Genomic DNA, 23,951 nt, shown 5'->3' with positions numbered 1-23,951 from the left:
ATTAGCGCATATACTGCACACTATTTTACTCTGTTTTACCGGAATGAGAATAGTGAGATCGTGTGGGGTTCGTTCTAAGCGAGACGATCTACCATTGCTCGCGCGAACATCTCCAAGCCTTTCTTGACCTTTCGGTGCGAGACAGTATCAAGATGCTTCAACGCGTCATCCACCCACTTGTGGGCCAGTTGTCGAGTTTCTTCGACGACGGAGTGCTCACGTAGCATGCTTACAACCGTTGCGAGATTATCGTCTTGGCTAAGATCACGTTCGTCAAGGTATGACAATATGCGTTTCCCAGCTTCATCGATAGTGCCTTGTTGAGCCCGTTGACGAAGCAGTAACGTTGGCATCGTTGGCACACCTTCAAGGAGGTCAGTTCCTGGAGTTTTTCCGGTAACCTCTGGGTCTGACACGAGATCGATAACATCATCGGCAATCTGGAAGGCGACGCCAACTTTTTCACCAAACTGAGCAATATCGTCAGCAAGCTTCGGATCTCCACCAGAATAAAGCACTCCATAACGACCCGATGCCGCGATAAGCGATCCAGTCTTATCTGCCAAAACCTGAATATGATGCTCGATCGGGTCTTCGCCGTCACGTGGCCCAATAGTTTCATGAAGTTGACCCATACACAGCCGTTCAAACGTTTCGGCATGCAAAAGCACTGCTTCAGGGCCTAATTTAGCCACAATACCAGATGCTCGAGCGAACAGAACATCGCCGGCAAGAATAGCAGATGAATTTCCATAAATATATTGGGCTGTTGGCACACCGCGGCGCAGTGGAGCTTCGTCCATGACATCGTCGTGATAAAGAGTGGCCAAATGTGTCAGCTCAACTACCACTGCCGAATCTAAAACATCTTTATCTGCTGGACGCGGACCAAGCTGCGCAGTCAATAAGCACAATGCGGGCCGAAGCCGCTTCCCACCTGCTTTAGCTAGATGAGAAGTGGCTTCGTCCACAACAAGATCATCAACCTGGACGGCCTCTCGGAGCAAGCATTCAACTTCCTCCATCCGGGAAGTAAGCTCGGTGACGAGTGGCGTCGATTGTTGATCAAATAGTTTCGATATAAGACTCACTGGAAAATACCCGTAATAAAGTTGAGGATCGGACTTGGGAAGATACCAAGAACGATAGTACCAGCCAGTGCAACGCTAATGGCAACTATACTTAGGCCTTCCGATGAAACAACCTCAATCTGTTCGGTTTCTGGCTCAGTGAAGAACATTAGCTGGATCAGACGGAAATAGAAGAACGCAGTCACCACTGAAGCAATGATTGCAATAATAACGAGCACTGAGTTGCCAGCCACGATACCGGTACTGAACACCTCGAATTTTCCGATGAATCCTGCTGTTAGTGGGATGCCAGCGAAAGACAACAAGAACACAACCATTGCTGTAGCAAGGAACGGGTTAGTCTTGCCCAAACCTGCCCAGTGCGAAAGCTTGGTAGCCTCGCCGCCAATATTGCCATCACTATCTTTACTACGTACCAACGTGACAACGCCAAATGCGCCGACTGTTGCCAGACCATAGGCCAATAGGTAGAAAACAATCGAGCCTAGTGCCGCCAGCTGCACACCGTTAACATGTGCTAATACCGACTTCACAGCGATCAAGATGAATCCCGCATGGGCAATCGACGAGTATGCAAGCAGACGCTTGACATCATCTTGTACTAAGCCCATAACTGTTCCCACAACGATCGTGGCAATGATGATAACCCACATAAATATCTGGAACGAATCTGGGACAATCGCGACTATCCATGCGAACACACGTACCATTGCGATAAACGCAGCAGCTTTTGTCCCAGCAGCCATAAATCCGGTGATCGGAGTTGGCGCTCCTTGATATACATCTGGAGTCCAGGAGTGGAACGGCACTGCTCCAACTTTGAACAGCAAACCGATGACAAGCATAATTGCGCCGACAGCGAGGAACAAAACTGTGGCCTGCTGCTGTTGTGCCAAAACGGCTACGCCATAGAAACTGAGCGTACCGGTAGCCCCGTAAATAAATGCCGCGCCCATCAAGAAAATTGCTGACGAAAAAGCTCCAAGCAAGAAATACTTTAACGCAGCTTCTTGGGACAGCAGGCGACGTCGTCGAGCAGTTGCACTCAAAACGTACAGTGGCAAGGACAGTAGCTCAAGAGCAATGAACATTGCTAGCAAATCGAATGCTGAAACGAATGCCATCATGCCACCGGTAGCAAAGAGGGCAAGAGGGAAAATTTCAGTTTGTTCCCGCTGTGCTTCAGTTGATTCCCGCTCTGCGGCTGAACCTGGGCGCGTCGCCGCCGAAGCGACGAAAGCACCATCGCGCAACGAGGTACGATCAGCAATCAGCATGAAGGACAGCAGAGCACACAGCACGATAACTGCTTGGCCCATGACTGAAAAACCGTCTTCAACGAAGGCAACGCCAGAGAACGGAGCTTCTTGCGCAATCGACAATGGACGCAACATACCAGGAGTTTGTTGGTGGGACAAGTCAGTCCATCGCCAAATAATAGTGACAAAAGCAGCGGCAAGCGCCAAAAGCGAAACCGTTACTTGTACGATACGACGAATTGAGCGTGGTAGAAATGCCTCCAGCAATGTACCTAGCACGCCGGCACCCAGAACAATAATTAATGGTAACGATGCGAGCCAATTAATCGTGAGATTCACTTGTCGCTCCCTTCAATAGAAACCTGGGTATTGTCCGTTGCAGTGACCGGAATAATCGTGGCATTGTCAGCAACTGGGGATACCATCTCCAAAACCGGAGCTGGATAAAAGCCCAAAGCCAGCATCGCAACAATCAAGCCACCTGCAACGACCTTTTCCCGTCCGCCCATGTCTTGAACTTCGATATCTGGCTTTGGTCCAGTGAAAGCTCGTTGGTATGGCAACAAAATATAAATCGCGGCTAGAACAACACCGACTACTGCACACAGTGCGACCACCGGCCAAACACTATATGTTCCCATCAAGACTAGGTACTCCGGAATAAATCCGGATAGACCAGGTAGCGCAATGGTCGCTAGTCCGGCGATAAGGAATGTTCCCGCGATGATTGGTGTTACACGTTGCCAACCTCCATAAGAAGAAATCAAGTAGGAATGTCCACGTCGTTCTAAGAATCCAACGATGAGGAACAAACCAGCTGTACCAATACCGTGTGCCACCATGTAAAGAATCGAACCTGTTAATGCGAGTGCCGATCCAGAGAAAATACCCATGACCATGAAGCCAAAGTGGGAAATAGATGTGTAGGAGACAAGTCTCAAGAGGTTATCTGATGAGATTGCCATGAGGGCACCCCAGATAATCGAAATGATAGCCAAGGTAAGCACTACCGGTGCTGCAACAGTGACAGCACGCGGGAAAAGTGGCAAGCAAATGGCAATCATGCCAAAGGTGCCAAGCTTATCAAGGATTCCGACCAGCAATGTTGACGTTCCGGTAGAAGCGGAAGCAGCTGTATCAGGTAGCCACGTATGCACTGGCCACATCGGCGCTTTGATCGCAAACGCGATAAAGAATGATAGGAACACCCACATCTGAGCAGTATCGCTCAACCGCAGCGTACCTTGGATGTGGTCGAGAATGAACGCTTCGGATCCGCCTTGGCCATAGGCGTAAACGGCGATAATTCCGGCAAGCATAATAAGTCCACCAGCAAGAGAGAACAGCAAGAATTTCATTGCTGCTCGTACACGGCCGGTTCCGCCATAACGACCGATCATGAAGTAGACCGGAACGATCATGGCTTCGAATAGAACATAGAAGAGGAATACATCGCGAGCAGCAAAGAGACCAATCATCACCGCTTCTAGAACTAGTACCCAGGCAAAATAACCTGAGTCTTCGCGAGCGTCAAAGTCTTCCCATTCTGCGAGGATAACAAACGGAACCAGAAGTACTGCTAGGCCGATCATGACTGCGCCCATGCCGTTGATTCCCCATGTTAGCGAAACACCGATTTGAGGGATCCACGGATAGGACTCGTAGAGTTGCGTAGTACCAGCATTGGCCATATCAAAACTCGTTGCTAAAGCAGCAACAAATCCTGCTAGTACTAAAACAGAAATAGCTAGAGCGAATTGCCGAGCAAAAGTCCGAAGTTGCGGAACACGCCACAGCACTAATCCGCTAACAAACGGAATCGCAACGAGGACAGTGAGCCACGGAGCGGTTGCTTCAATGATGTTCATGTGAATAAATCTCCTAGTCTCACATCGATGCTTGAACTGCTAAAACCAAAGCCAGCACAACTCCGAATGTAATCCAGCTGGCATAGGTTCGAACATATCCTGTTTGTAGTTTTCCAACCAAATGGCCAGAAGAGTGGGTCGCCTTTGCTAGTCCTTCAACGCCGCCGTCGATCAACACCTGGTCAGCTACTGATGTACCCTCAACAACGGCGATACCTGGTTTCATAAATACGTTCTCATTAAAGGCATCCTGGTAAAGATCAACACGGGCAGCCCGCACAAGTGCGTTGCTGTGCGGAGCGAGCATCGGAACTTCGCTAGCAACATACATCTTCCAAGCCACTCCGACGCCGATCGCAACGACGACTAGCGTTGCAACCGTGATGAGCCAGACCGGCAAAACTGGGTCTGGATGCTCTCCGTGCCCGATAGCTGGCTCAAGCCAGGTCAGGAATCCGGTGTAGTTTAGAACCGCACCTAAACCCAACGAACCAAGTGCAAGAATTGCCATTGGGACCCACATAAACGGTGATGGATCATGCGGATGCTTTTCGTTGTGGTCCCAGCGTTCGTTGCCTAAGAAGATTGCGAAGAATACGCGCGACATGTAGAACGCGGTTAGCCCAGCAACCAACACTGTGATTGTTCCGAAAATCCACGGCTGCACACCACTACCTGTGAATGCGACTTCGATGATCTTGTCTTTGGAGAAGTATCCAGACAGGAACGGGAATCCAATGATTGCCAAATAGCCAGCCATAAATGTAACGAATGTGATCTTCATGTGGCGGGCCAAGCCACCGAAGCTGCGCACGTTAACTTCATCGTTCATAGCGTGCATAACTGCACCGGCTCCCAAGAACATGTTCGCCTTGAAGAAACCGTGAGTAACGAGATGGAAGATAGCAAACGCGGCGCCCACCGGCCCCATTGTTGCAGCGAGCATCATGTAGCCGATCTGCGACATTGTCGAAGCCGCCAAAACTTTCTTCATATCGTCTTTAGCCGCACCAACGACAGCTCCGAATACCAGGGTAATCAGGCCGATAATTGCGACTGCTAACGATGCCGTTGGCGAGGCAGCGTAGATAGCTCCAGAACGTACCATGAGATAAACACCGGCAGTGACCATAGTTGCTGCGTGGATGAGTGCCGAAACCGGGGTCGGGCCGGCCATTGCATCGCCTAACCATGCCTGCAATGGGAACTGCGCTGATTTACCACAAGCTGCTACCAATAGGAACAGACCGATAAATGTTGCGGTGCCAGGAGTTATCGCGGGAGCTCCCGCTACGACGTCGGTAAACGCGACTGACCGGAAGGATGCAACCATTGCCATCATTGCGATAAGCATTCCAAGATCACCAATACGGTTCATAACGAATGCTTTCTTACCGGCTGTGGCGTATGCCGGCACATGGTTCCAGAAGGAAATCAGCAAGTAAGAAGCTAAACCAACGCCTTCCCAGCCGAAGAACAACACCAGATAGGAGTTGCCGAGAACAAGAAGAAGCATCGAAGCTACGAACAAATTCAGATAGGCGAAGAAGCGACGGCGGTCCGGGTCATGTTCCATATACGAAATCGAATAGATATGGATAAGCGTTCCGACGAACGTTACCAGCATAACGAATGTCATGGACAGTGGATCCACACGGGTTCCAAAATCAATGCTGAGTTCACCTGCCGGTACCCAAGTATAAAGTGTTGATTCAAGAACGCGTTCGGTACCTTCCATGCCGAGAAGTTGCACGGTTGCGGTCAAGCCGACGACGAAGGCCGCAGCGGACGCTAGCGTACCGAGCCAATGTCCCCAGCGATCAAGACGGCGTCCACCGACAAGAAGAATTCCACAAGATACGAGCGGGATCGCTACAGCTAACCAAATCATGCTAGCTGCCCCAGTTGCCTGCCCAACCTGTGCTACTGCGGTTAGATTAAACAAGAGATTCACACCTGCTTTCCGTCAGTGCTTCATGAGGTTGGCACCGTCAAGCGATGCAGACCTACGGGTTCGGAAAATAGAAACAATAATAGCGAGTCCAACGACAACTTCAGCGGCTGCGACAACCATGACGAAGAACGCGAACTGTTGTCCGGCCAAGTTGCCATGCATTCGCGAGAATGTAATGAATGCAAGGTTGCATGCCGAAAGCATCAGTTCGATGCCGAGAAGTGCGATCACACCGTTGCGACGCGTGAGAACTGTGGCAGCTCCAATCGCAAACAAGATGGCCGCTAAAGCTATGTAAAACATGAGGTTCATCAGTTTTCCTCCGACTTCTCAGTGTTTTCTTCAGTAATGTCGCGCTCGTGTTTGAGCGTCTGCGCATCGGGTACTGAGGGCTCAGTTTGTTCGGAAGCCACAGCATCGGACTGTCGCGATGTGAGACGTGACAGCGCGCCATCATGATCTGGAGCTTGTTCACCAGGCATTCCGGCGACACGAGCACGGCCCGTTGCGCCGTATGTTGCTGGGCCATCAATTCCACCAGAGACGACACGCTTAACTGTTACTGGCGAGATTTCACCAACAGTGCGGACTTGGCCTCGGATGTGGAGCACTCGGCTAGTAGATTCCTCAACTGGCTGCCCGCCAGTTGTCAGCGCTGGATTGGCAGACGAATTTGATTCTGCATAGACACCCGGCGGTGGCTTCTGGCCAACATGGACCGCTTGCGAGGTAAATTCTTGCATCCGCTGGTGGGCTAGTTCTTCTTGAGAAATGCGCTTTTGCACCCGATCTCGATGAGTAAGTGTCATTGCGCCTAAAGCGGCCACAATCAGAAGTGTTCCGGTTAGCTGTAGGGTTAGTATCGAGCTAGAGAAGATCAGCTTTGCTACGCCCACTGGATTAGTCTCGGCATTTGCTTGTTCTAATCCAATGCCGGCCGGAGCGTGTGCACCGAAAGCAACACCGATCAAAATAGCTGCGATTCCTACGCCACCGAGAGCAGCAACGGGACGCTGTATCTTCAGTGTTTCGTGTCCTGAATCAGCTGAATCAACACCGATAAGCATCAGGACGAACAAGAACATCATCAAAATTGCGCCGGTGTAGACAACTACCTGAACCACACCCATAAAAGGTGCTTCAAGCGCGGTGTAGAGTACGGCCAGACCGACCATAACTCCGATGATGCTCAAAGTTGTGAGTACGGCTTTACGAGTAATAAGGAGACCAAAAATAGCTAAGGCCACCATGCATACTGAAGTGACTGAGAAGAGGATGGTCTCCCCCATACCAATTGTTAGCGTTTCGCTAGGCATCAGTGCTGAGCCTCCTTCTGCGGCGCGGACGTCACTTGTGCTGAGGTAATAGTCGGATCTTCAGGACGCGCCTGCTTGACCCATTCGACTTGGTCTTGAGTCGGACCAGTGATGTTACCTTTATAGTAGTCCGCGTCGGTAGTGCCTTCGGCCATCGGATGCGGAGTTGAGAGCATTCCCTCGGCTAACGGTACGAGCAAATCTTGCTTCTCGTAGATCAACGATTCCCGGCTCTCATCTGCCACTTCGTACTTATTTGTCATTGTCAACGCGCGTGTAGGACATGCCTGAATGCAATACGAGCAGAAAATACACCGCAGATAATTGATCTGATATACCCGTCCATAGCGCTCGCCAGGTGAGTATTGCTCTCCTGGATGGTTCGAGGAAGCTTCGACGAATATAGCGTCTGCCGGACAAGCCCACGCACATAGTTCACAACCAATGCACTTTTCCAGACCATCTGCATAACGGTTCAGCTGGTGCATACCGTGATAACGCGGCCGAGTTGGTGTTTTCTGTTCTGGCTTATGCGGCAAATACTGCTCGGTAACAGCTGGCCGGAACAACGTGGAGAACGTGACACCGAAACCGGCTACCGGTGCGAATGCCCGTCCCAGAATTCCTTTTTTATTCGGACTATAGAGCGATTCGTCTGGCTGTGCGAATTCTTTGTCAGACATTCCTCAAGCCTCCTCGGTCGTAGTTGGTGCAACATGGGCTACTCGGCGCGTGGCACGTGGCGACGGCGGTAAGTGCTGCCCTGGTAATGGTGGCACTGGGTACCCATCTTCGAATCCATCAAATTCTTGGCTTTCGCGCTGGGCAATAATTTCAGCTTGTGACAACGATTCATCATCGCGTACAAAAGCCCAGATCAGCATAATAATTGCGAAGCCTGTTGACAGGATGATCGTTGGCCAGCGGTCATCAAATTGTGGATTGACCATCTTATAGCCGTGTAGGACAAGAACAATCGTCAGCCAGATAAGCGCTGAAGGAATCAAGCCTTTCCAACCGAGTTTCATGAATTGGTCGTATCGGAAGCGCAAGAGTGTTGCGCGAACCCAAACGAAGATTCCGATAAACATCCACACCTTGACGATAAATACCAGCATTGGGAACCAGCCGATATTTGGATTAAAACCGATCAAGCCTCCAAGGAAAGTCAAGATTGGTCCTGAACGCCAACCGCCGAAGAATAGCGTCACAGCAAGCATTGACACGTTGAACATGTTGACGTATTCGCCTAGGTAGTACCATGCGAACTTCATTGATGAGTATTCGGTGTGTGGACCTGCGACGATTTCGCCTTCGGCTTCTGGAAGGTCGAATGGTAGCCGGTTAGTTTCACCGAACATCGTTACCAAGAACACTAAGAAAGCTGGGAGTAGCGATACGACATTCCACAAATCTTGCTGAGCAGCCACGATTCCCGACGTCGACATCGTTGCAGTTGCAAGGAAAATCGTTACGAGACTAAGTCCTTGCGCAAGTTCGTAGGAAATCATCTGTGTTGCCGACCGGACAGATCCGTAGAGTGGCAACGTCGATTTAGCAGACCAACCACCGAATACCAATCCGTATTCACCGAGTGCAGCAACTGCTAACACAAACAGCATAGCCACCGGCGAATCGGTGAGCTGGAGAGGCGTATGTAGCCCGAAGATGGAGACGGAGGGCCCCATCGGGATAACTGCCATAACCGAAAATGCACAGATCGCAGTGATTACTGGTGCTACCAAGTACACAACTTTTTCAGCGCCAGCAAGCCAGAAGTCTTCTTTCAGCAGAAGCTTAAGAGCATCTGGGAAGGACTGTCCCAAACCGAATGGTCCAACGGTGTTTGGTCCCACGCGGTTTTGGAACCGGGCAATGAGTCGTCGCTCGAACCACAGCGCAAAAATCACTGAGAAGATCAAGAATACGACGATAAATAGGGCTTTAAGGGCCGCAATCCACCAGGTGTCTTTAGAGAAATCAGCCGCGACCTGGGTAGCGATCATCGGATTCACTTCGTAACCTCCGTTGCTTGGATAGAGACGACGTCGCCAGCAACACTTCCAATCTCGGAAATGCAACTGCCTACTGAATTTTGTGGCACCCAGACAACGCCTTCTGGCATATCAAGTTTGGTAACTGGCAAGGTTAGGGACCCTTCTGGGCCGGTAATCTTGACCGCGCTACCAATTCCAGCATGGGATGCTGTTGCTGGTGACATCACTGCAACAGCGCGACGAGCAGTTCGCGCCAGGTTTGGTTCATTACTCTGGAGTGCACCTGCATCAAGCATAAGCTTCCAAGATGCCAAAACGGCCTGACCTTCACCGACAACCGGTGCCGGTCCAGGTTGAGCCATCGGGTCTGCACCGCGCTGGCCATCCCAATTTCGCATCATTGCCCATTCGTTGACTGCGTCAGCTAATGTTGCGAGTCCAAGATTTACCCCAAACTCAGCGGCTAAATCATTCAGCACACTTCGATCAGGCGAATTAGTCGATACGAGAGTTTGGCCAAATGGGCGCAACCGGCCTTCCCAGTTAACAAACGTGCCGCCCTTTTCAGACGGTGGTGCCACTGGCAAAACAACATTAGCGAATGGCGTGATATCGGTTTGACGGACGTCTAGTTGAATCACAAAGGCTTTTTCTAGTGCACGTCGAGCAACCGCAGGAAGATCGTTCAGTTCGACTCCGGCCACGATAAGTGCACCAAGTTCGCCCTTCGCAGCAGCTTGTAACATATCAAAAGTAGAACGACCAGGCTTTTCTGGCAGGCGCTCCACTCCCCAAGCAGCGGCAATATCAACACGGGCTGCTGGATCGGTTACTAAGCGTCCTGCTGGAAGAAGGTGTGGAACAGCACCTGCATCAAGAGCACCACGATCTCCGGCACGGCGTGGAATCCATGCCAACCGTGCACCAGTTCGTTGCGCTAATCTAACTGCTGCCGAGAACGCACCCGACGCATCAGCACAGCGCTCACCCAACAAGACAACGCCGGCCCCGCCGTCCAAGTCGCGGAAAGTATCGGCAAAAATACCAGTGCCAGATTCATTCATGGCGTCCAGGACTTCAGCTTCAGTTCCAGGAGTTGCCGGCACAAACCGCGCATTCATCTTTGCGGTACCGCGCGTCTGGTAGGCCGAGACAACCGTTACCGACGTCGTCTTTGCTAACGCAGCTTTTCTTAAGCGCAAGAACACTGAACCGATTTCTTCTTCAGCTTCTAGACCAACTGTTAAGACATGGCTGGCATGCTCAATATCTGCATAGGTGACGCCGAGTTCGCTACCTGCTACGCGTGCGGCTAAGAATTCGTCTTCTTCAACCGAATGGTTACGGGTACGGAAATCAATGTCGTTAGTTCCCAGCACAACACGAGCAAACTTTGAGTACGCGTATGCGTCTTCGAGCGTCAAACGTCCACCAGTGATAACACCAACGCCTTTGGCCTGCGCAGTCTTTAGCCCGTCTGCTGCGGCTTCAAGAGCTTCAGCCCATGAAACTGGCTCACTCGGGTCAACACCGGCAAGTTGCGGATAAATAATGCGGTCGTCACTGTGCTGCCAGCGGAATGCGAAGCGATCCTTATCGGTGATCCAGTCTTCGTTCACATCCATGTCTTCACGGGCCAACCGGCGCACGATTGTGCCGCGTCGGTAATCCACGCGAATGGCAGATCCAGAAGCATCATGCTCTGAAATTGAAGGTACAGAGACCAGATCGAATGGACGTGCCCGGAAGCGATAGGAAGCCGAGGTGAGTGCACCTACTGGACAAATCTGGATCACGTTACCAGAGAAGTAGGACGAGAACGGAGCACCCGTAACGTCCACTTCGCTTGGCTCAACTGGCCCAGAAGCGTATCCAACAGCAAGTCCAGATTCGCCACCAGGACCCGCGAATCCGTTCAGTGCAGCAATAGGCTCGTCGCCATTGCCGGCAGAGTAATCAAGAACGCCAGCGTCAAAATTACCGATTTGTGAACCGTGTAGTCCGTGGACTTCCATACCAGCGGTGCCGCCAGAACGTCCGTGGAGCTGGATGAACGGGTCGCCAGCGATCTGAGTAGAGAATCGGGTACAGCGCTGGCATAAAATACAACGGTCACGATCCAACAAGATGTTAGCGGACACCGAAATTGGCTTCGGATATGTGCGCTTAATATCGATGAAACGCGACTTCGTCCGGCCATCAGTCATGGCCTGATTCTGGAGTGGGCACTCGCCGCCCTTGTCACAAACTGGGCAATCCATCGGGTGGTTGATGAGCAAGAACTCCATCACCCCGTGTTGAGCCTTCTTTGCGACGTCGGATGTTTGTGCCGAATACACTTCCATGCCGGGCGCAACGGTTACTGCACAGGCTGGCTGTGGCTTAGGCATTTTCGCAATCTTGCCGTCGCGGCCTGGAGCTGCCACCTCAACCAAACACTGCCGGCAAGCCGCTGCTGGTTTCAACAGTGGATGGTCGCAAAAGCGTGGGATGTGAACCCCAACTTTTTCGGCTGCTCGAATAATCAAAGTACCTTTAGGTACGGAAACTTCACGCCCGTCAACGGTTAGTGTGACGAGTTCTTCGGTTTGTGAAACCTGCGCTGTCATCGAACACCTACTTCACTGAAAAGAGCCGATTTTTCAATCGGATACTGCTGTGCTGGTGCAGTTGTACACGCATCAACAAACTCTGAACGGAACAAATCAATTGCCGACCTAATCGGGGTTGATGCCGCATCGCCCAAGGCACAGAATGAACGTCCGGCAATATTTGAGGCAATTTCGTAGAGCAGATCAATATCTTCTTCCCGCCCTTCGCCAGCTTCGAACCGGTGCATGATTTGGCGCATCCAGAATGTTCCTTCACGGCACGGCGTACATTTTCCGCACGATTCGTGCTGATAGAAATCGGTCCACCGAGAAACTACCCGAACCACAGATACGGTCTCGTCGAATACTTGAATTGCTCGAGTTGCCAGCATCGAACCGGCTGCTGCAACTTCTTCATATCCCAACGGCACGTCGAGCTGTTCCGGGGTGAACAACGGCGCTGAGGAACCGCCGACGGCGAAGAACTTCAGTTCGTGTCCGTCTCGGATACCGCCAGCCATCTCGAGGAGCTGTCGTATAGTGATACCAAATGGCGCCTCGAACTGCCCTGGATTCTTCACATGCCCGGAAATGGAGAAAATACCGTGACCTGGCGAATTCTTGGTGCTAGCTCCCATTGCGGTGAACCATTCGGTGCCGTTCTTAACAATGCCTGGCACGGAAGCGATTGACTCTACGTTGTTGACGACGGTTGGTCGTGCATAGAGACCAGCGACTGCCGGGAATGGTGGCTTCAATCGAGGTTGTCCGCGGAAGCCTTCTAACGAATCGAGCAACGCTGTTTCCTCACCACAAATGTAGGCACCAGCACCGGCATGAACCGTGATGTTGATATCGTAATCGCCTTGTGGACCCAAGCCCTTGCCGATAATTCCGGCCTGCTTGGCTTCGCGCACAGCGGCAAGAAGACGGCGATAGACGTGGACTACTTCGCCACGCAAATAAATGAACCCATCATGGCCACCGATGGCCATCAAACAAATAGCCATTCCTTCGATGAGGAGATGCGGATTTGCCATCAGGAACGGCATATCTTTACAAGTACCTGGCTCGGATTCGTCGGCATTAACAACAAGGTAGCGGGCGCCGCCGTCTTCTGGTGGCAGGAATGACCATTTCAAGCCAGTAGGGAATCCAGCACCACCACGACCACGCAATCCTGATTCTTTAATCAGATTTGTTAGGGCGCCTTTTTCTTGGTTGATTTCCCAAGCTTTAGCGAGTGCCTGGTAGCCACCAGTTGCTTGGTATCCGCTTAACGTCCAGGGGCGTTCAGTATCCCAGTTATTTGATAGCACCGGGCTAAGGACGCCCGGTTCACGCATTTTCGTCACTGTACGTCTCCTTCTTCTGGACGCGGTGCAGTCCAGTCGTTCGCACGAGCGATCTTCAGACCGCGCAACGAGGCTTCGCCAGCTGCCGGACCTTCGTCAGCATGCCCATCTTCAAATCCCGCGAGAACTCGTGAAACTTCTTTGAATGTGTGGACTTTTTCTGGTCCACGGGTTGGGTGGATATCGCGACCAGCACGAATATCATCAACGATTTGTTTTGCCGACGACGGAGTCTGGTTGTCGAAGAACTCCCAGTTGACCATAATGACCGGAGCGTAATCGCATCCAGCATTACATTCGAGCTGTTCGAGAGTGATCTTTCCGTCTTCTGTTGTTTCGTCGTGCCCGACGCCAACATAGTTGGATAGTTCCTCCCAGATGATGTCTCCACCCATGACGGCACACAGCGCATTGGTACACACGCCAACGTTGTATTCACCGTTTGGATGACGACGATACTGCGAATAGAACGTTGCCACTGCAGAAACTTGGGCACGGGTCAAACCTAAAATGTCTGCCACCAAGGTAATACCGCGTGGCGAGCAGAACCCATCAACTGACTGCACTAGATGCAATAGCGGCATGATTGCAGATCGTGAATCGGGGTATCGTGCCACGACCTCGGCTGCGTCTGCCCGGAATTTTTCTTCTACTTCGGGTTCGTATGAGGTACTCATTAACGATCGACTCCTCCCATAACTGGGTCAATACCAGCAAGAGAAACAACAAGGTCAGCTAGCATTCCGCCTTCAGCTATCATCGATAGAGACTGGAGGTTATTGAAACCCGGGTCCCGGAAGTGGGCACGATATGGACGGGTACCGCCGTCGGAAACCAGGTGAACACCAAAGACACCCTTCGGATGTTCTACCATGGTGAAACTCTGCCCCGGTGGGACTCGGAAACCTTCGGTTACCAGCTTGAAATGATGGATCAGCGACTCCATTGACTCGGTCATGATTTCTTGGACGTGCTGCGGTGTGGAACCTTGACCGTCACCGGCAATCGAGAGTTGCGCCGGCCATGCGATCTTCTTATCGCCGACCATTACTGGCTGCCCTTCGGTCTTATCGAGTTCATCGAGAACCTGATAGCAAATCCGCAGTGACTCGTAGCATTCGCGGTACTTGACATCGATACGGTTGTAGGCGTCAGCCTTGTCCGCTACTGGTACATCAAATTCGTACTTTTCATACCCACAGTATGGCTGGGTTTTACGCAAGTCCCACGGCACACCAGCGGCGCGCACTGACGGTCCAGTCATTGACAACGCCATCATGGATGATAGTGGCGAGACGCCAACATTAACATGACGATCCACGTAGATCGGGTTCTTCATTGTCAGGTCTTGCATTTCGGAAATTGTTAACCGAATCTTCGGCAACAATTCGCGGCAATAATCAGTGAAACCTTCCGGAACATCATTCAGTACCCCGCCAGGACGGATGTATTCGTGGTTCATCCGCAGGCCAGTGACATCCTCAAGAATACGCAGGACATCTTCGCGAGCGCGGAAGGTGAGGGTCAACATGGTTGTTGCACCAAGTTCATTTCCACCTGAACCGATTCCAACGAGGTGCGATGAAATTCGAGTTAATTCCATCAGCAGGACACGAATTGCTTGGGCGCGCTCCGGTACTTGATCTGCAATACCAAGCATCTTCTCTACGCCAAGACAGTAAGCAACTTCTTGGAAGATCGGTGCAACATAGTCCATACGAGTACAGAAGGCTACGCCTTGGGTCCAGGTACGGTATTCCATGTTCTTTTCGATACCGGTGTGCAAGAACCCGGTTGCAGCACGCACTTCTTTGACGTTTTCGCCGTCGAGCTCTACTTGGACGCGCAAAACACCGTGAGTTGACGGGTGAACTGGTCCCAAATTGACGACGATGTGTTCTTCACCGACCTGTTCGGCTTGGCGCGTTACGTCAGCCCAGTCGCCGCCTACAGCTTCATAGGTGGTGTAGGAGCTGACTTCTTCTTCGTTTATTCCACGTGTTGCATGTGGCATTGGATTCGTCATTAGTTGTACTCCCTCCGGGTATCCGGTGGCGGAATAACCGCGCCCTTGTATTCAACTGGGATACCTCCCAAGGGGTAATCCTTGCGTTGTGGGTGTCCCACCCAATCGTCTGGCATGACGGAACGTGTTAAACCAGGGTGACCGTCAAAAATAATGCCCATCAAATCCCAGGCTTCACGCTCTGGCCAATCGTTGCCTGGGTAGACACCGACGATTGATGGGATATGCGGATCGTTTTCCGGTGCTGTGACTTCGATAGATAGGCAGCGATTGTGAGTGATTGAGAAGAACGTGTAAAAACCGTGGAGTTCGCGGTTTTCGTCTTCTGGGTAGTGGACGGCAGAGACACCCAAGCACAATTCGAAGCGCAGGTCTTGGTCGTCGCGTAGATAGCGAGCAATGTTGACCAGATATTCGCGCTTGACGAAGATGACGAGCTCGCCGTATTGCGTGGTCACCTTTTCAATGACTTGATCGGGACGCAGTCCATCCGCTGCCAGTAGCTCTTCGAGGATGTCGACGGCGTCGTCGAACCAACCGCCGAACGGACGGTGAGCTGGCTGGGCAATGGTCACAACTTCTTGTTGACCGCCGAAACCGGTGGTGTCTGCACCACTCTTCACTCCCCACAAACCGCGGCGAGTGGTGACGTATTCAGCGCCAACCTCGTTGGGTGTTAAGGAACTGTGATCGTTCATGCGAGCAATCCCTTCTGCGATTCAATTGGAAGAGCAGCTAATGCAGCCGCTTCAGCCTTACGAGCGACTTCTTTACGGTGTTCGCCCAACGGCCGGTTCTTCATAACGTTGTTGCGAAGCTCAAATACCGCGTTAATCAACATTTCTGGACGCGGTGGGCACCCCGGCAAGTAGATATCAACTGGAACAATATGGTCAATACCTTGCACAATTGCGTAGTTATTGAAGATACCACCCGATGATGCGCATGCTCCCATGGAGATAACCCATTTCGGATCAGGCATCTGATCGTAAATATTGCGAACAACTGGAGCCATCTTATGGCTGACACGACCCGATACAATCATGATGTCGGCGTGACGCGGGGAGGCGCGGAAAACTTCCATGCCGATACGAGACGCATCGAAACGAGTAGCACCGAAGGACATCATCTCAATAGCACAACATGCCAGTCCCATTGTGACTGGCCATGGTGAACGTTGTTGTGCCCAACCGGCTAGGGCTTCAACTGTTGTTAAGCCGATTCCGGCAGGAATCTTTTCTTCAATACCCATAACTCTTACTCCCAGTCCAAACCACCACGACGCCACTCATAGATGAATGGGATCGTGATAAGAAAAACGAACGACGCAATTGCAATGAGGCTCGCTAAACCGAGGCGGTTAGCTGCGACCGCCCATGGGTAGAGGAAAACAACTTCGATGTCAAAGATGATGAACGTCATTGCGGTTAAGAAATACTTAATTGGAAAACGTCCAGAAGCACCAGCAGATGGTGTTGGTTCCAAACCGCATTCGTAGTTAGCAACTTTGACTCTGTTGTATCGCTTCGGGCCCAGGATGGCACTGACTGCCAAACCTCCGATACCAACTAATGAGGCGACTGCAATCATAATCAGCAGTGGCACGTAGGGATTCATGCGACCTCCAACCCTTCAGATATATTTAGCCTATGCTTTTGTGGTAGCCATGTGGGAAGTGTTCTCATGCTTTCGGCACCACTTTCGTCAAACTTGTGATTACTTTGTCCATCCAATCCCCATCATGACGGTCATAAGAATCAGACAAAATTTTCATGACCAGTTTCATCAAGGTGGGCCGTGGTAGTCCGTATTTCACGCACAGATGCATGATTTCCGGGCGTTCAATGAGCGCCGCAAAAACGCGCCCAAGAGTGTAATAGCCACCGAGTTCTTGGCGAAGCTCGTATGGATATTGAGCCATGACGTGATCTTGTGCACGTAAGGTAGGACGGACCAAGGCTTGGGCGATTGCATCGGCCACCATCCGTCCACTGGCTAAGGCGTAGGCAATACCTTCTCCATTAAACGGTGAGACCATACCACCAGCATCGCCAACCAACGCTAACCCGTTGGCGTAATGTGGTTTGCGGTTAAACGCCATCGGCAGAGCGGCACCGCGTAACCGACCGATTTGGTTTTCCGGAGTCAATCCCCACTCTTCTGGGGTGTTTGCGATCCACTTAGCAAATACGGAACGATAATCCACGCCAGTAGGTTGGGCGGTTGAAGACAACGACCCCAAACCAACATTGACTAGTCCGTTGCCCACCGCAAACATCCACGCATATCCCGGGAGCAGTTCGGATTCACCAGGTTTCCCAGCCCACAATTCCAGCTGTGATTCCATCATGTCAGTATTAGCTAACGGCGAGCGGAAGTAGGTGCGATGAGCTACCCCCATAGGACGGTTCATTGCTTTTTCTCGGCCAGTCGCAATAGCTAGTCGCGCCGAAACACCGCCACAATCAACGACGAACCGAGCTGAAATAGTGAATTCTTCGCCGGCAGAGCCATCTGCGGTATTGCGGGCACGCACACCGATAACTCGTCCAGATTTTTCATGAATAACAGGGCCAAGAACAGTAACGCCTTCTCGTAGCCGCGCTCCTGATGCTACTGCGTGTTTGATAAGTAAGTGATCGAGATCTTTGCGTGGCATAGCCGAGCCAAAATGTGGCACCGAAGCCAATTCCGGCCATGGCACTTCGATAACGTGTCCGGCTCCGTATCCGCGCACGCCCCAATTGCGAACCCAGCCATCTTCCTCGCGCACAGATATCCCCATGCGGATTAGCTCACCAACGGCGCGTGGAGTTAGCCCATCCCCACAAACTTTATCGCGGGGAAAAGTAGCTTTCTCCAGGACGAGGACGTCCACTCCGTTTTGTGCTAAGTAATGTGCAGTCGCAGAACCACCCGGGCCAGCACCCACCACCACAACATCAGCGTGTTCAGGCCGAGACACTCTTCACCGCTTTCGATCATAAAATAGGACTTCTCTCCCCAGTCTACGGACTTTCGCAATCCGCTAAGAACTTGAGACAGATACATTTACGTCAGTATTTCGTTGCCAAAATACAGTCGTATCCTACGCCACATCAAAATAGAAGACGGGAATAACGATGTCACTCCCGAACCGCGCGATGTAATGCCACGATTCCGTTTGTAAGGTTCTTGTATTCAACTTGACGCCATCCCACTTGGGACATCAAGCGCGCTAATTCTTCTTGCGAATGCCAGGCCTCTATTGATTCACGTAAGTATTCGTACGCCGGCGCATCTGAAGAAAAGAGCCGGGACAGCAACGGCATTCCAATACGCATAAATTCAAAGTAGGTAGCGCGGAAAAGCGCATTTTTCGGCCGCGAGAACTCCGCAATAACGATCTTTCCGCCACGCTTGGTTACTCGAAGCATATCGCGCAAGGCCGCCTCGGTATCGACCACGTTTCGTAGCCCGTAGGAGATAGTAACGACGTCGAACGTTTCGTCGTCGAACGGCAACGCGGTGGCGTCACCAACACGCAAATCAAGACCCGGATGAAGCTCCAAGCCGCGCTCAATCATGCCTGGGGAAAAGTCACAGCCGATCACGTCTGCCCCGTCAGCCGCATATCCCGCTGCGGATGCACCTGTTCCACAAGCCACATCGAGAACAGACAGCCCTGGCTGAGCACCAACAGCGTCCCGAGTTACGCGGCGCCAGACATGGACTAAACCACCGGTGAGGACCGTGTTGGTGATGTCGTAGTGCTGCGCTACGTCGTCGAACATCTTCGATACGTCAGCGGGTTTTTTCTCTAACGATGCTCGGTGTTGCGAACTAGCGGACTCTGATTGTGTATTTTGCGATAGCAGACCTTTCATGTCTGCATTTAATCACTTTCCGCACTAACATTCGAAACATGTTTACCATCCCACATTTGCGCGTCCAAACAACACGGCTTCCCAGCACCCCGGAATTGGCCCAATTACTCACCGCTAAGCGTGGGCAAATTGCTTGGTTGAAGAATCGTACCGGGTTTGTGTGTGCCGGTCAGGCAGCTCGCTGCGAACTAGGTCCTAGTTCGGCTGAGCTTACCGACAATGGCCGCCGGTTTGCACTGGCTTCACAATGGTGGAAAGATCTCCAAGATAATGCAGAGATACGTGATGACCTCGCCCTTCCCGGAACAGGTCTGGTAGCCCTCGGCTCATTCAGCTTTGTTCCAAATTCACCGGCGGGCTCCACCCTGATCGTCCCGCAAGTTATCGTTGGGATTACTGGGCCAGGAACTGGTACCACAACCGCAGGAACAGCATTCTTAACGCTTATTGGTCCAGACGATCAGGACATTTTCGAAACACTCGATGAGCAATCGCGCGCTTTGCTTGACGCCGTACTTGTTGGGACGGAACTTCACTACGATTCCAGTGGAATACGTCAGGCGCAGCCACGCGAATCGCTTGCAGATTACCGCCAGCACGTTGCACAGATTAAATCGAATATTAACGCCAGTACTCTGACGAAGGCAGTTCTTGCCCGCCAGCTCGACATCACGAGCGATTCGCCTATTGACGAGCGACATATCGTCGCTCAGTTAGCCGGTTCTTATGACGATTGCTGGACTTTCGGAATCGATGGGCTGATCGGCGCCACTCCAGAGCTACTTGCCCAAAGCGAGGGTAATCAGGTGGTCACCCGAGTTTTGGCAGGAACATTCCCGAACACAGAAGCTTATGACGACGACGCTTTGCTCAACTCAGCAAAAAACATGCACGAACACGAGGTGGCAGTCGTTTCTGCCGTAGATTCACTGCAAAAGCTCGGCGAGGTCCAGGCAAGCCAACCGTTTGTTTTGCGACTGCCGAACGTGTCTCATCTTGCGACGGATATTGTTACTACTCTTGCTGCAAACACTGATGTTTTATCGGTAACCGGACTGTTGCACCCAACTGCTGCTCTGGGAGGTACCCCTACTGATAAGGCACTAGAACTTATTACCAAGTTAGAGGCAACTGATCGCGATCGATTTGGTGCCCCCGTCGGCTGGATTGGTTCTTATGGTGCTGGCCAGTGGTGCGTGGCACTTCGCTGCGCTCGTATCGACGACGAATTACACGCACGCGCTTGGGCTGGCGGTGGCATTATGGCCGATTCGGATCCGGATGAAGAATATGCGGAAACGCAAGCTAAATTTGATCCGATTATGGGAGCTCTTGGAATAGCACTGTAAAACCATGCGCAGGGAGGCTGACAGAAGTGAGTCTGTCAGCCTCCCCGCACGCTTTACGAAATACTACGGACGCGGATCTGGACGAGTTGCTAAGGTAACATCGACTTCCATCAGTTTTCCGCCACGTTCGATTTTCACATTAACTACATCACCAGAGCGGTATTGCCGAATGTAGCCGGTCAAAGCAGTAGCCGTAGAAACTTTTCGGCCGTTGACTTCAACGATGTTGTCGTCTTCTTTCAAGCCCGCTTTGGCAGCTGGTGTGCCTGGCTCAACAGTTTTAATCGTTGCAGCTGTGCGTCGCGTATCGTCAAACTTTGCCAGTCCGTTGGTGATAGTGACACCCAAATAGGCATGCTCGGCGCTACCCTTTTCAATCAGCTGGCTAGAGATGTTCTTAGCCAAATTCACGGGGATAGCGAATCCTAAACCAATCGATCCCGCCCCTTGGCCACCAAAACTTGTTTTTACGGTAATGATAGAGGATGCAATTCCGATAACCTTGCCTTGCTGGTCAAAAACTGGGCCACCAGAATTACCTGGATTAATTGCTGCATCGATTTGGATAGCGTTTGTGACGACGTTCGCACCTTGATCAGCTTGGGTTGGCCGGTCTAGCGCGGAAATAACACCTGTGGTTAGAGTCGAATCTAGTCCCATTGGGTTGCCGATAGCAGCAACAGCTTGGCCAACGTTCAGATCTGACGAATCGCCTAGTTGTGCAACAGCCAAATCTTTTGGCGGATCTACAAGTTCTACAACTGCCAAATCTGTAGCCTCGTCCGTCCCCATGACGTGGCCTTCAAAGACTCGGCCATCAGAGAACATGACAAATAGCTTTGTGGCTCCTGCGACAACGTGATTGTTGGTTAAGATTCGACCAGATTTGTCAATGATCACGCCTGATCCTTGAGCTTGGCCACCATCTGTAGTGACGTTGAGTGAGACCACTGTTGCGCCCACTTCATCGGCTACTTTTTCCCAATCAGGAGCCGCAGCCGTACTGTTGACTAGCTTGGTTGTCCCAGCATCATGTTGCGGCGCCGTAGTCATAGTAGCTGGCCGAAGCCCAGTTGGATGAATAAAACTACTTCCGGCAATCCCCATCCCAGCGCCTACCACTGCGGCAACTACCGATGCTGCAACTAGGGCAAACCAACCTGGCCTGCGCCGCCTTTTCTTCTGCTGAGCACCATTTGTTGCCTGTGCGAAGCTCGTAGGTGGAGTAAAACCTGGTTGATACTGAGGATTCGGTTGCCATTGCATAGGTGGCTCCCATTCGCTGGATGCTGGTGGTACGTATGATTCAGATCCAGACGCCGTCGACTCAGATGCAACCGGCATAGGCACAGCTGAAGCTGGTTCAGCCGGAATTGGTGTAGCCGGCGTTGGCACAGCAGCCGCAGGCGTAGCCTGTGCTACCGGAACCTCTTCAAAATCATTTCCGGCGTACGGCATATCCCCTGATAACGGTTGCTCCATAGGCTCACTGACATGTGGGTTCCCATCGGGGTTATGCTGAATATTATCCTCAGGACGTGGAACGTTATTTTCTTCCATCTTTCCTCCAAATGTCAGTTAAATCTCGGTTACAAAATTTAGATTCACACTGCGATCTTTCAATATCCGCAAAGGAATCTGAAAGTTTACTGAAAACTATTTAGCCTGCGGTGAACAGCGTCCAATACACGTTGCCGATTATCGTGCCGCAGTGCCCTATCGGACTTCATACTAGTATGTCCCAGAGTGATGTGTACGATGCGCACCTTCGCCGGTACATTCGCTAAAGCCGCCGCCAGTTCTTCTCGGCTTGCCACTGGACAATACTCCGCACCAACAGCCGCCGCATAGGACGCAATATCGAGGTCTTTAGCAGTGCGGAAAACTCGATCATACGAGTCCGTTTCCCCCTGCCCGTATTCGAGGGTAGCGAATAGCGAGCCACCGGCGTCGTCGATAACCACTACGTCGAGTGCGATAGCAGCTTGTCCCGCGGTGTGGACCAGCGCTCCGAGATCGTGGATAAACGTTAAATCTCCCAATACCACACGCACTGGCTCCCCGGTTGCTAACCCAATGCCGATGGCGGTGGACATTGTGCCGTCAATCCCGGCTAGCCCACGGTTTGCATGAACTGGGCGGGCCGGCAGGGAAGCATAGAGGTTCATCTCGCGGATGATGGACGATGCGCCAACAACTAACTGAACATTGCTACTGAGTTGGCTAATATCGCGGCCAACACTCGCAAATGTTAGTCCGGTCAGATGCTGTGCGATATGTTCGTTTGCCGCCATGCTCACAGCTTGCCATTGTGCGAGCCATGCCTGATTCGGTGTCGTCCACGTCGCTAGCTCGGCCTCTGCAATCACCCGCGCACGCCCGGCTACATCGGCGTAGGTCGGGGCGTCGTCCAGCACGTACACCTCAACTGTTTCATCCGCCAGCAACGCAGAAATTTCGCGGGTTAAGGTTGGATTCCCGACGACGATCGCCCGGTTAATCCGTTGCCGTAACTCAGATTGGAGCACGATCGGATGAGCCGTGATCGCATTGGGATGGCTCCGCAGCGGCGATGAAGGTTCGGCCAAGATCGGCAGTCCAGCAAACACCTGAGGGTCAAGGTTACGGTGACGCACCGTAGACCCGGCGACGACGACGCAGCGCACGTCATCTACTGCTATGTCTTGTTCAGAAAGGCAAGCATCCGCAATATCTTGAGTGAGAGTTGTCCAAGTATCAGCCGGCATCAGAGGTTCTACAAAACCAACATTTAGGTGTACTGGACCGGGAACGCTCCCCTGATCGAGTCCGCGAGCTGACCGCACAGCCCGCCGCACTAAGCCGCACGCATTTGCAAGAGAACCACCGGCTGGGAGCTCCCGAAAATGCCGGACCGAGCCAGCTAGCACTGCTTGGTGGTCGGTCGTCTGGCTAGCTCGAACCCCACGCATATGATGTGGCCGATCCGAACTAAGCACAATCATCGGTACGCCACCGTAATAGGCTTCTTCAACCGCAGGATGAAGATTGGCAACCGCGGAGCCCGACGTCGTTACCACCGCGGTTAGTTCCCCCACTGCGCCTGCACCGAGCGCAACAAATCCGGCTACTCGTTCGTCGGTTTCAATATGTAACCGAATCAGCCCGGCACGTTCGGCGTCGTATAACGCATAAGCGAACGGAGCTGACCGCGATCCCGGACACAAAATAAACGTACGCACATCGCACGCGATGAGGTTGGCAAGGAGAGTGCGGGCGGTCGTCGTCGAATCAGTCACG

Annotated in this window: 20 protein-coding genes; 1 reads left to right on the top strand and 19 read right to left on the bottom strand. The window is 52.0% G+C overall.

Annotation, left to right across the window (positions count from 1 at the left end; translation table 11 throughout):
• Positions 1–74: 74 nt before the first annotated feature.
• The 17 genes from KSO86_RS06320 to KSO86_RS06240 all read right to left on the bottom strand — a co-directional run bounded on the left by KSO86_RS06320 (position 75) and on the right by KSO86_RS06240 (position 19,323).
• The gene (locus KSO86_RS06320; protein WP_216379253.1) at positions 75–1,025 is read right to left on the bottom strand and encodes a polyprenyl synthetase family protein; all 951 of its coding nucleotides are present in this window, start codon (positions 1,023–1,025) and stop codon (positions 75–77) included.
• Between the two features lie 62 nt (positions 1,026–1,087).
• Positions 1,088–2,689, bottom strand: coding sequence for an NADH-quinone oxidoreductase subunit NuoN (nuoN, locus tag KSO86_RS06315; protein ID WP_216379140.1), 1,602 nt, complete (start codon positions 2,687–2,689; stop codon positions 1,088–1,090).
• The gene (locus tag KSO86_RS06310) at positions 2,686–4,218 is read right to left on the bottom strand and encodes an NADH-quinone oxidoreductase subunit M (protein ID WP_216379139.1); all 1,533 of its coding nucleotides are present in this window, start codon (positions 4,216–4,218) and stop codon (positions 2,686–2,688) included. Before KSO86_RS06310 ends, nuoN begins: the two co-directional genes overlap by 4 nt.
• Before the next feature lie 19 nt (positions 4,219–4,237).
• The gene (gene nuoL / locus KSO86_RS06305; RefSeq protein ID WP_216379252.1) at positions 4,238–6,109 is read right to left on the bottom strand and encodes an NADH-quinone oxidoreductase subunit L; all 1,872 of its coding nucleotides are present in this window, start codon (positions 6,107–6,109) and stop codon (positions 4,238–4,240) included.
• Positions 6,110–6,184: 75 nt separating this feature from the next.
• On the bottom strand, positions 6,185–6,484 hold the full coding sequence (gene nuoK / locus KSO86_RS06300; RefSeq protein ID WP_091278700.1) for an NADH-quinone oxidoreductase subunit NuoK: 300 nt from the start codon (positions 6,482–6,484) through the stop codon (positions 6,185–6,187).
• The gene (locus KSO86_RS06295; RefSeq protein WP_216379138.1) at positions 6,484–7,488 is read right to left on the bottom strand and encodes an NADH-quinone oxidoreductase subunit J; all 1,005 of its coding nucleotides are present in this window, start codon (positions 7,486–7,488) and stop codon (positions 6,484–6,486) included. The genes nuoK and KSO86_RS06295 overlap by 1 nt, the downstream gene beginning before the upstream one ends.
• On the bottom strand, positions 7,488–8,171 hold the full coding sequence (gene nuoI / locus KSO86_RS06290) for an NADH-quinone oxidoreductase subunit NuoI (protein ID WP_216379137.1): 684 nt from the start codon (positions 8,169–8,171) through the stop codon (positions 7,488–7,490). The genes KSO86_RS06295 and nuoI overlap by 1 nt, the downstream gene beginning before the upstream one ends.
• 3 nt (positions 8,172–8,174) lie before the next feature.
• Positions 8,175–9,494: an NADH-quinone oxidoreductase subunit NuoH gene (gene nuoH / locus KSO86_RS06285; protein ID WP_253280616.1), complete on the bottom strand. Its 1,320-nt coding sequence runs from the start codon at positions 9,492–9,494 to the stop codon at positions 8,175–8,177.
• A 5-nt stretch (positions 9,495–9,499) separates the two neighbouring features.
• Entirely contained in the window at positions 9,500–12,094 is a 2,595-nt protein-coding gene (locus KSO86_RS06280) for an NADH-quinone oxidoreductase subunit G (RefSeq protein ID WP_216379135.1), read from the bottom strand.
• Positions 12,091–13,422, bottom strand: coding sequence for an NADH-quinone oxidoreductase subunit NuoF (gene nuoF / locus KSO86_RS06275; protein ID WP_216379251.1), 1,332 nt, complete (start codon positions 13,420–13,422; stop codon positions 12,091–12,093). Before nuoF ends, KSO86_RS06280 begins: the two co-directional genes overlap by 4 nt.
• Positions 13,423–13,427: 5 nt before the next feature.
• The gene (gene nuoE, locus KSO86_RS06270) at positions 13,428–14,108 is read right to left on the bottom strand and encodes an NADH-quinone oxidoreductase subunit NuoE (protein ID WP_091278707.1); all 681 of its coding nucleotides are present in this window, start codon (positions 14,106–14,108) and stop codon (positions 13,428–13,430) included.
• Positions 14,108–15,457, bottom strand: a complete 1,350-nt coding sequence (locus KSO86_RS06265; protein WP_216379134.1) for an NADH-quinone oxidoreductase subunit D — start codon at positions 15,455–15,457, stop codon at positions 14,108–14,110. The genes nuoE and KSO86_RS06265 overlap by 1 nt, the downstream gene beginning before the upstream one ends.
• Positions 15,457–16,155: an NADH-quinone oxidoreductase subunit C gene (locus tag KSO86_RS06260; RefSeq protein ID WP_216379133.1), complete on the bottom strand. Its 699-nt coding sequence runs from the start codon at positions 16,153–16,155 to the stop codon at positions 15,457–15,459. Before KSO86_RS06260 ends, KSO86_RS06265 begins: the two co-directional genes overlap by 1 nt.
• Positions 16,152–16,709 (bottom strand): NADH-quinone oxidoreductase subunit B, encoded by a 558-nt coding sequence (locus tag KSO86_RS06255; RefSeq protein WP_216379132.1) that lies wholly within the window; start codon positions 16,707–16,709, stop codon positions 16,152–16,154. The genes KSO86_RS06260 and KSO86_RS06255 overlap by 4 nt, the downstream gene beginning before the upstream one ends.
• Before the next feature lie 5 nt (positions 16,710–16,714).
• The gene (locus KSO86_RS06250) at positions 16,715–17,074 is read right to left on the bottom strand and encodes an NADH-quinone oxidoreductase subunit A (protein WP_091278715.1); all 360 of its coding nucleotides are present in this window, start codon (positions 17,072–17,074) and stop codon (positions 16,715–16,717) included.
• A gap of 64 nt (positions 17,075–17,138) precedes the next feature.
• Positions 17,139–18,422: an NAD(P)/FAD-dependent oxidoreductase gene (locus tag KSO86_RS06245; protein ID WP_216379131.1), complete on the bottom strand. Its 1,284-nt coding sequence runs from the start codon at positions 18,420–18,422 to the stop codon at positions 17,139–17,141.
• 160 nt (positions 18,423–18,582) lie between these two features.
• Positions 18,583–19,323, bottom strand: coding sequence for a class I SAM-dependent methyltransferase (locus KSO86_RS06240; RefSeq protein ID WP_216379130.1), 741 nt, complete (start codon positions 19,321–19,323; stop codon positions 18,583–18,585).
• A gap of 38 nt (positions 19,324–19,361) precedes the next feature.
• On the opposite strand from KSO86_RS06240, the gene KSO86_RS06235 reads away from it, so the two are divergent.
• Positions 19,362–20,672: an isochorismate synthase gene (locus tag KSO86_RS06235; RefSeq protein ID WP_216379129.1), complete on the top strand. Its 1,311-nt coding sequence runs from the start codon at positions 19,362–19,364 to the stop codon at positions 20,670–20,672.
• A gap of 63 nt (positions 20,673–20,735) precedes the next feature.
• Here KSO86_RS06235 and KSO86_RS06230 read toward each other — a convergent pair whose 3' ends face one another.
• Together KSO86_RS06230 and menD are read right to left on the bottom strand one after the other, a co-directional pair.
• Entirely contained in the window at positions 20,736–22,232 is a 1,497-nt protein-coding gene (locus tag KSO86_RS06230; protein WP_216379128.1) for a S1C family serine protease, read from the bottom strand.
• Positions 22,233–22,318: 86 nt separating this feature from the next.
• A complete protein-coding gene (gene menD / locus KSO86_RS06225; RefSeq protein WP_216379127.1) occupies positions 22,319–23,950 on the bottom strand; it encodes a 2-succinyl-5-enolpyruvyl-6-hydroxy-3-cyclohexene-1-carboxylic-acid synthase in 1,632 nt (543 codons plus the stop codon).
• Between the last annotated feature and the right edge of the window lies 1 nt (position 23,951).

This window comes from Arcanobacterium phocae, assembly GCF_018913465.1.
Classification (GTDB): Bacteria; Actinomycetota; Actinomycetes; order Actinomycetales; family Actinomycetaceae; genus Arcanobacterium; species Arcanobacterium phocae_A.
This window is presented reverse-complemented; position numbering and strand designations above follow the sequence as displayed.

Bases quoted from the DNA above. Each gene is read 5' to 3' on its own strand.
- KSO86_RS06310 (WP_216379139.1), bottom strand. From the start codon at position 4,218: ATGAACATCATTGAAGCAACCGCTCCGTGGCTCACTGTCCTCGTTGCG.
- KSO86_RS06230 (WP_216379128.1), bottom strand. From the start codon at position 22,232: ATGGAAGAAAATAACGTTCCACGTCCTGAGGATAATATTCAGCATAAC.
- KSO86_RS06260 (WP_216379133.1), bottom strand. From the start codon at position 16,155: ATGAACGATCACAGTTCCTTAACACCCAACGAGGTTGGCGCTGAATAC.
- KSO86_RS06280 (WP_216379135.1), bottom strand. From the start codon at position 12,094: ATGACAGCGCAGGTTTCACAAACCGAAGAACTCGTCACACTAACCGTT.
- KSO86_RS06320 (WP_216379253.1), bottom strand. From the start codon at position 1,025: ATGGAGGAAGTTGAATGCTTGCTCCGAGAGGCCGTCCAGGTTGATGAT.
- KSO86_RS06295 (WP_216379138.1), bottom strand. From the start codon at position 7,488: ATGCCTAGCGAAACGCTAACAATTGGTATGGGGGAGACCATCCTCTTC.
- nuoI (WP_216379137.1), bottom strand. From the start codon at position 8,171: ATGTCTGACAAAGAATTCGCACAGCCAGACGAATCGCTCTATAGTCCG.
- nuoH (WP_253280616.1), bottom strand. From the start codon at position 9,494: ATGATCGCTACCCAGGTCGCGGCTGATTTCTCTAAAGACACCTGGTGG.
- nuoE (WP_091278707.1), bottom strand. From the start codon at position 14,108: ATGAGTACCTCATACGAACCCGAAGTAGAAGAAAAATTCCGGGCAGAC.
- nuoF (WP_216379251.1), bottom strand. From the start codon at position 13,422: ATGCGTGAACCGGGCGTCCTTAGCCCGGTGCTATCAAATAACTGGGAT.
- KSO86_RS06265 (WP_216379134.1), bottom strand. From the start codon at position 15,457: ATGACGAATCCAATGCCACATGCAACACGTGGAATAAACGAAGAAGAA.
- KSO86_RS06235 (WP_216379129.1), top strand. From the start codon at position 19,362: ATGTTTACCATCCCACATTTGCGCGTCCAAACAACACGGCTTCCCAGC.
- KSO86_RS06250 (WP_091278715.1), bottom strand. From the start codon at position 17,074: ATGAATCCCTACGTGCCACTGCTGATTATGATTGCAGTCGCCTCATTA.
- KSO86_RS06255 (WP_216379132.1), bottom strand. From the start codon at position 16,709: ATGGGTATTGAAGAAAAGATTCCTGCCGGAATCGGCTTAACAACAGTT.
- KSO86_RS06240 (WP_216379130.1), bottom strand. From the start codon at position 19,323: ATGAAAGGTCTGCTATCGCAAAATACACAATCAGAGTCCGCTAGTTCG.
- nuoL (WP_216379252.1), bottom strand. From the start codon at position 6,109: ATGATTTGGTTAGCTGTAGCGATCCCGCTCGTATCTTGTGGAATTCTT.
- nuoK (WP_091278700.1), bottom strand. From the start codon at position 6,484: ATGAACCTCATGTTTTACATAGCTTTAGCGGCCATCTTGTTTGCGATT.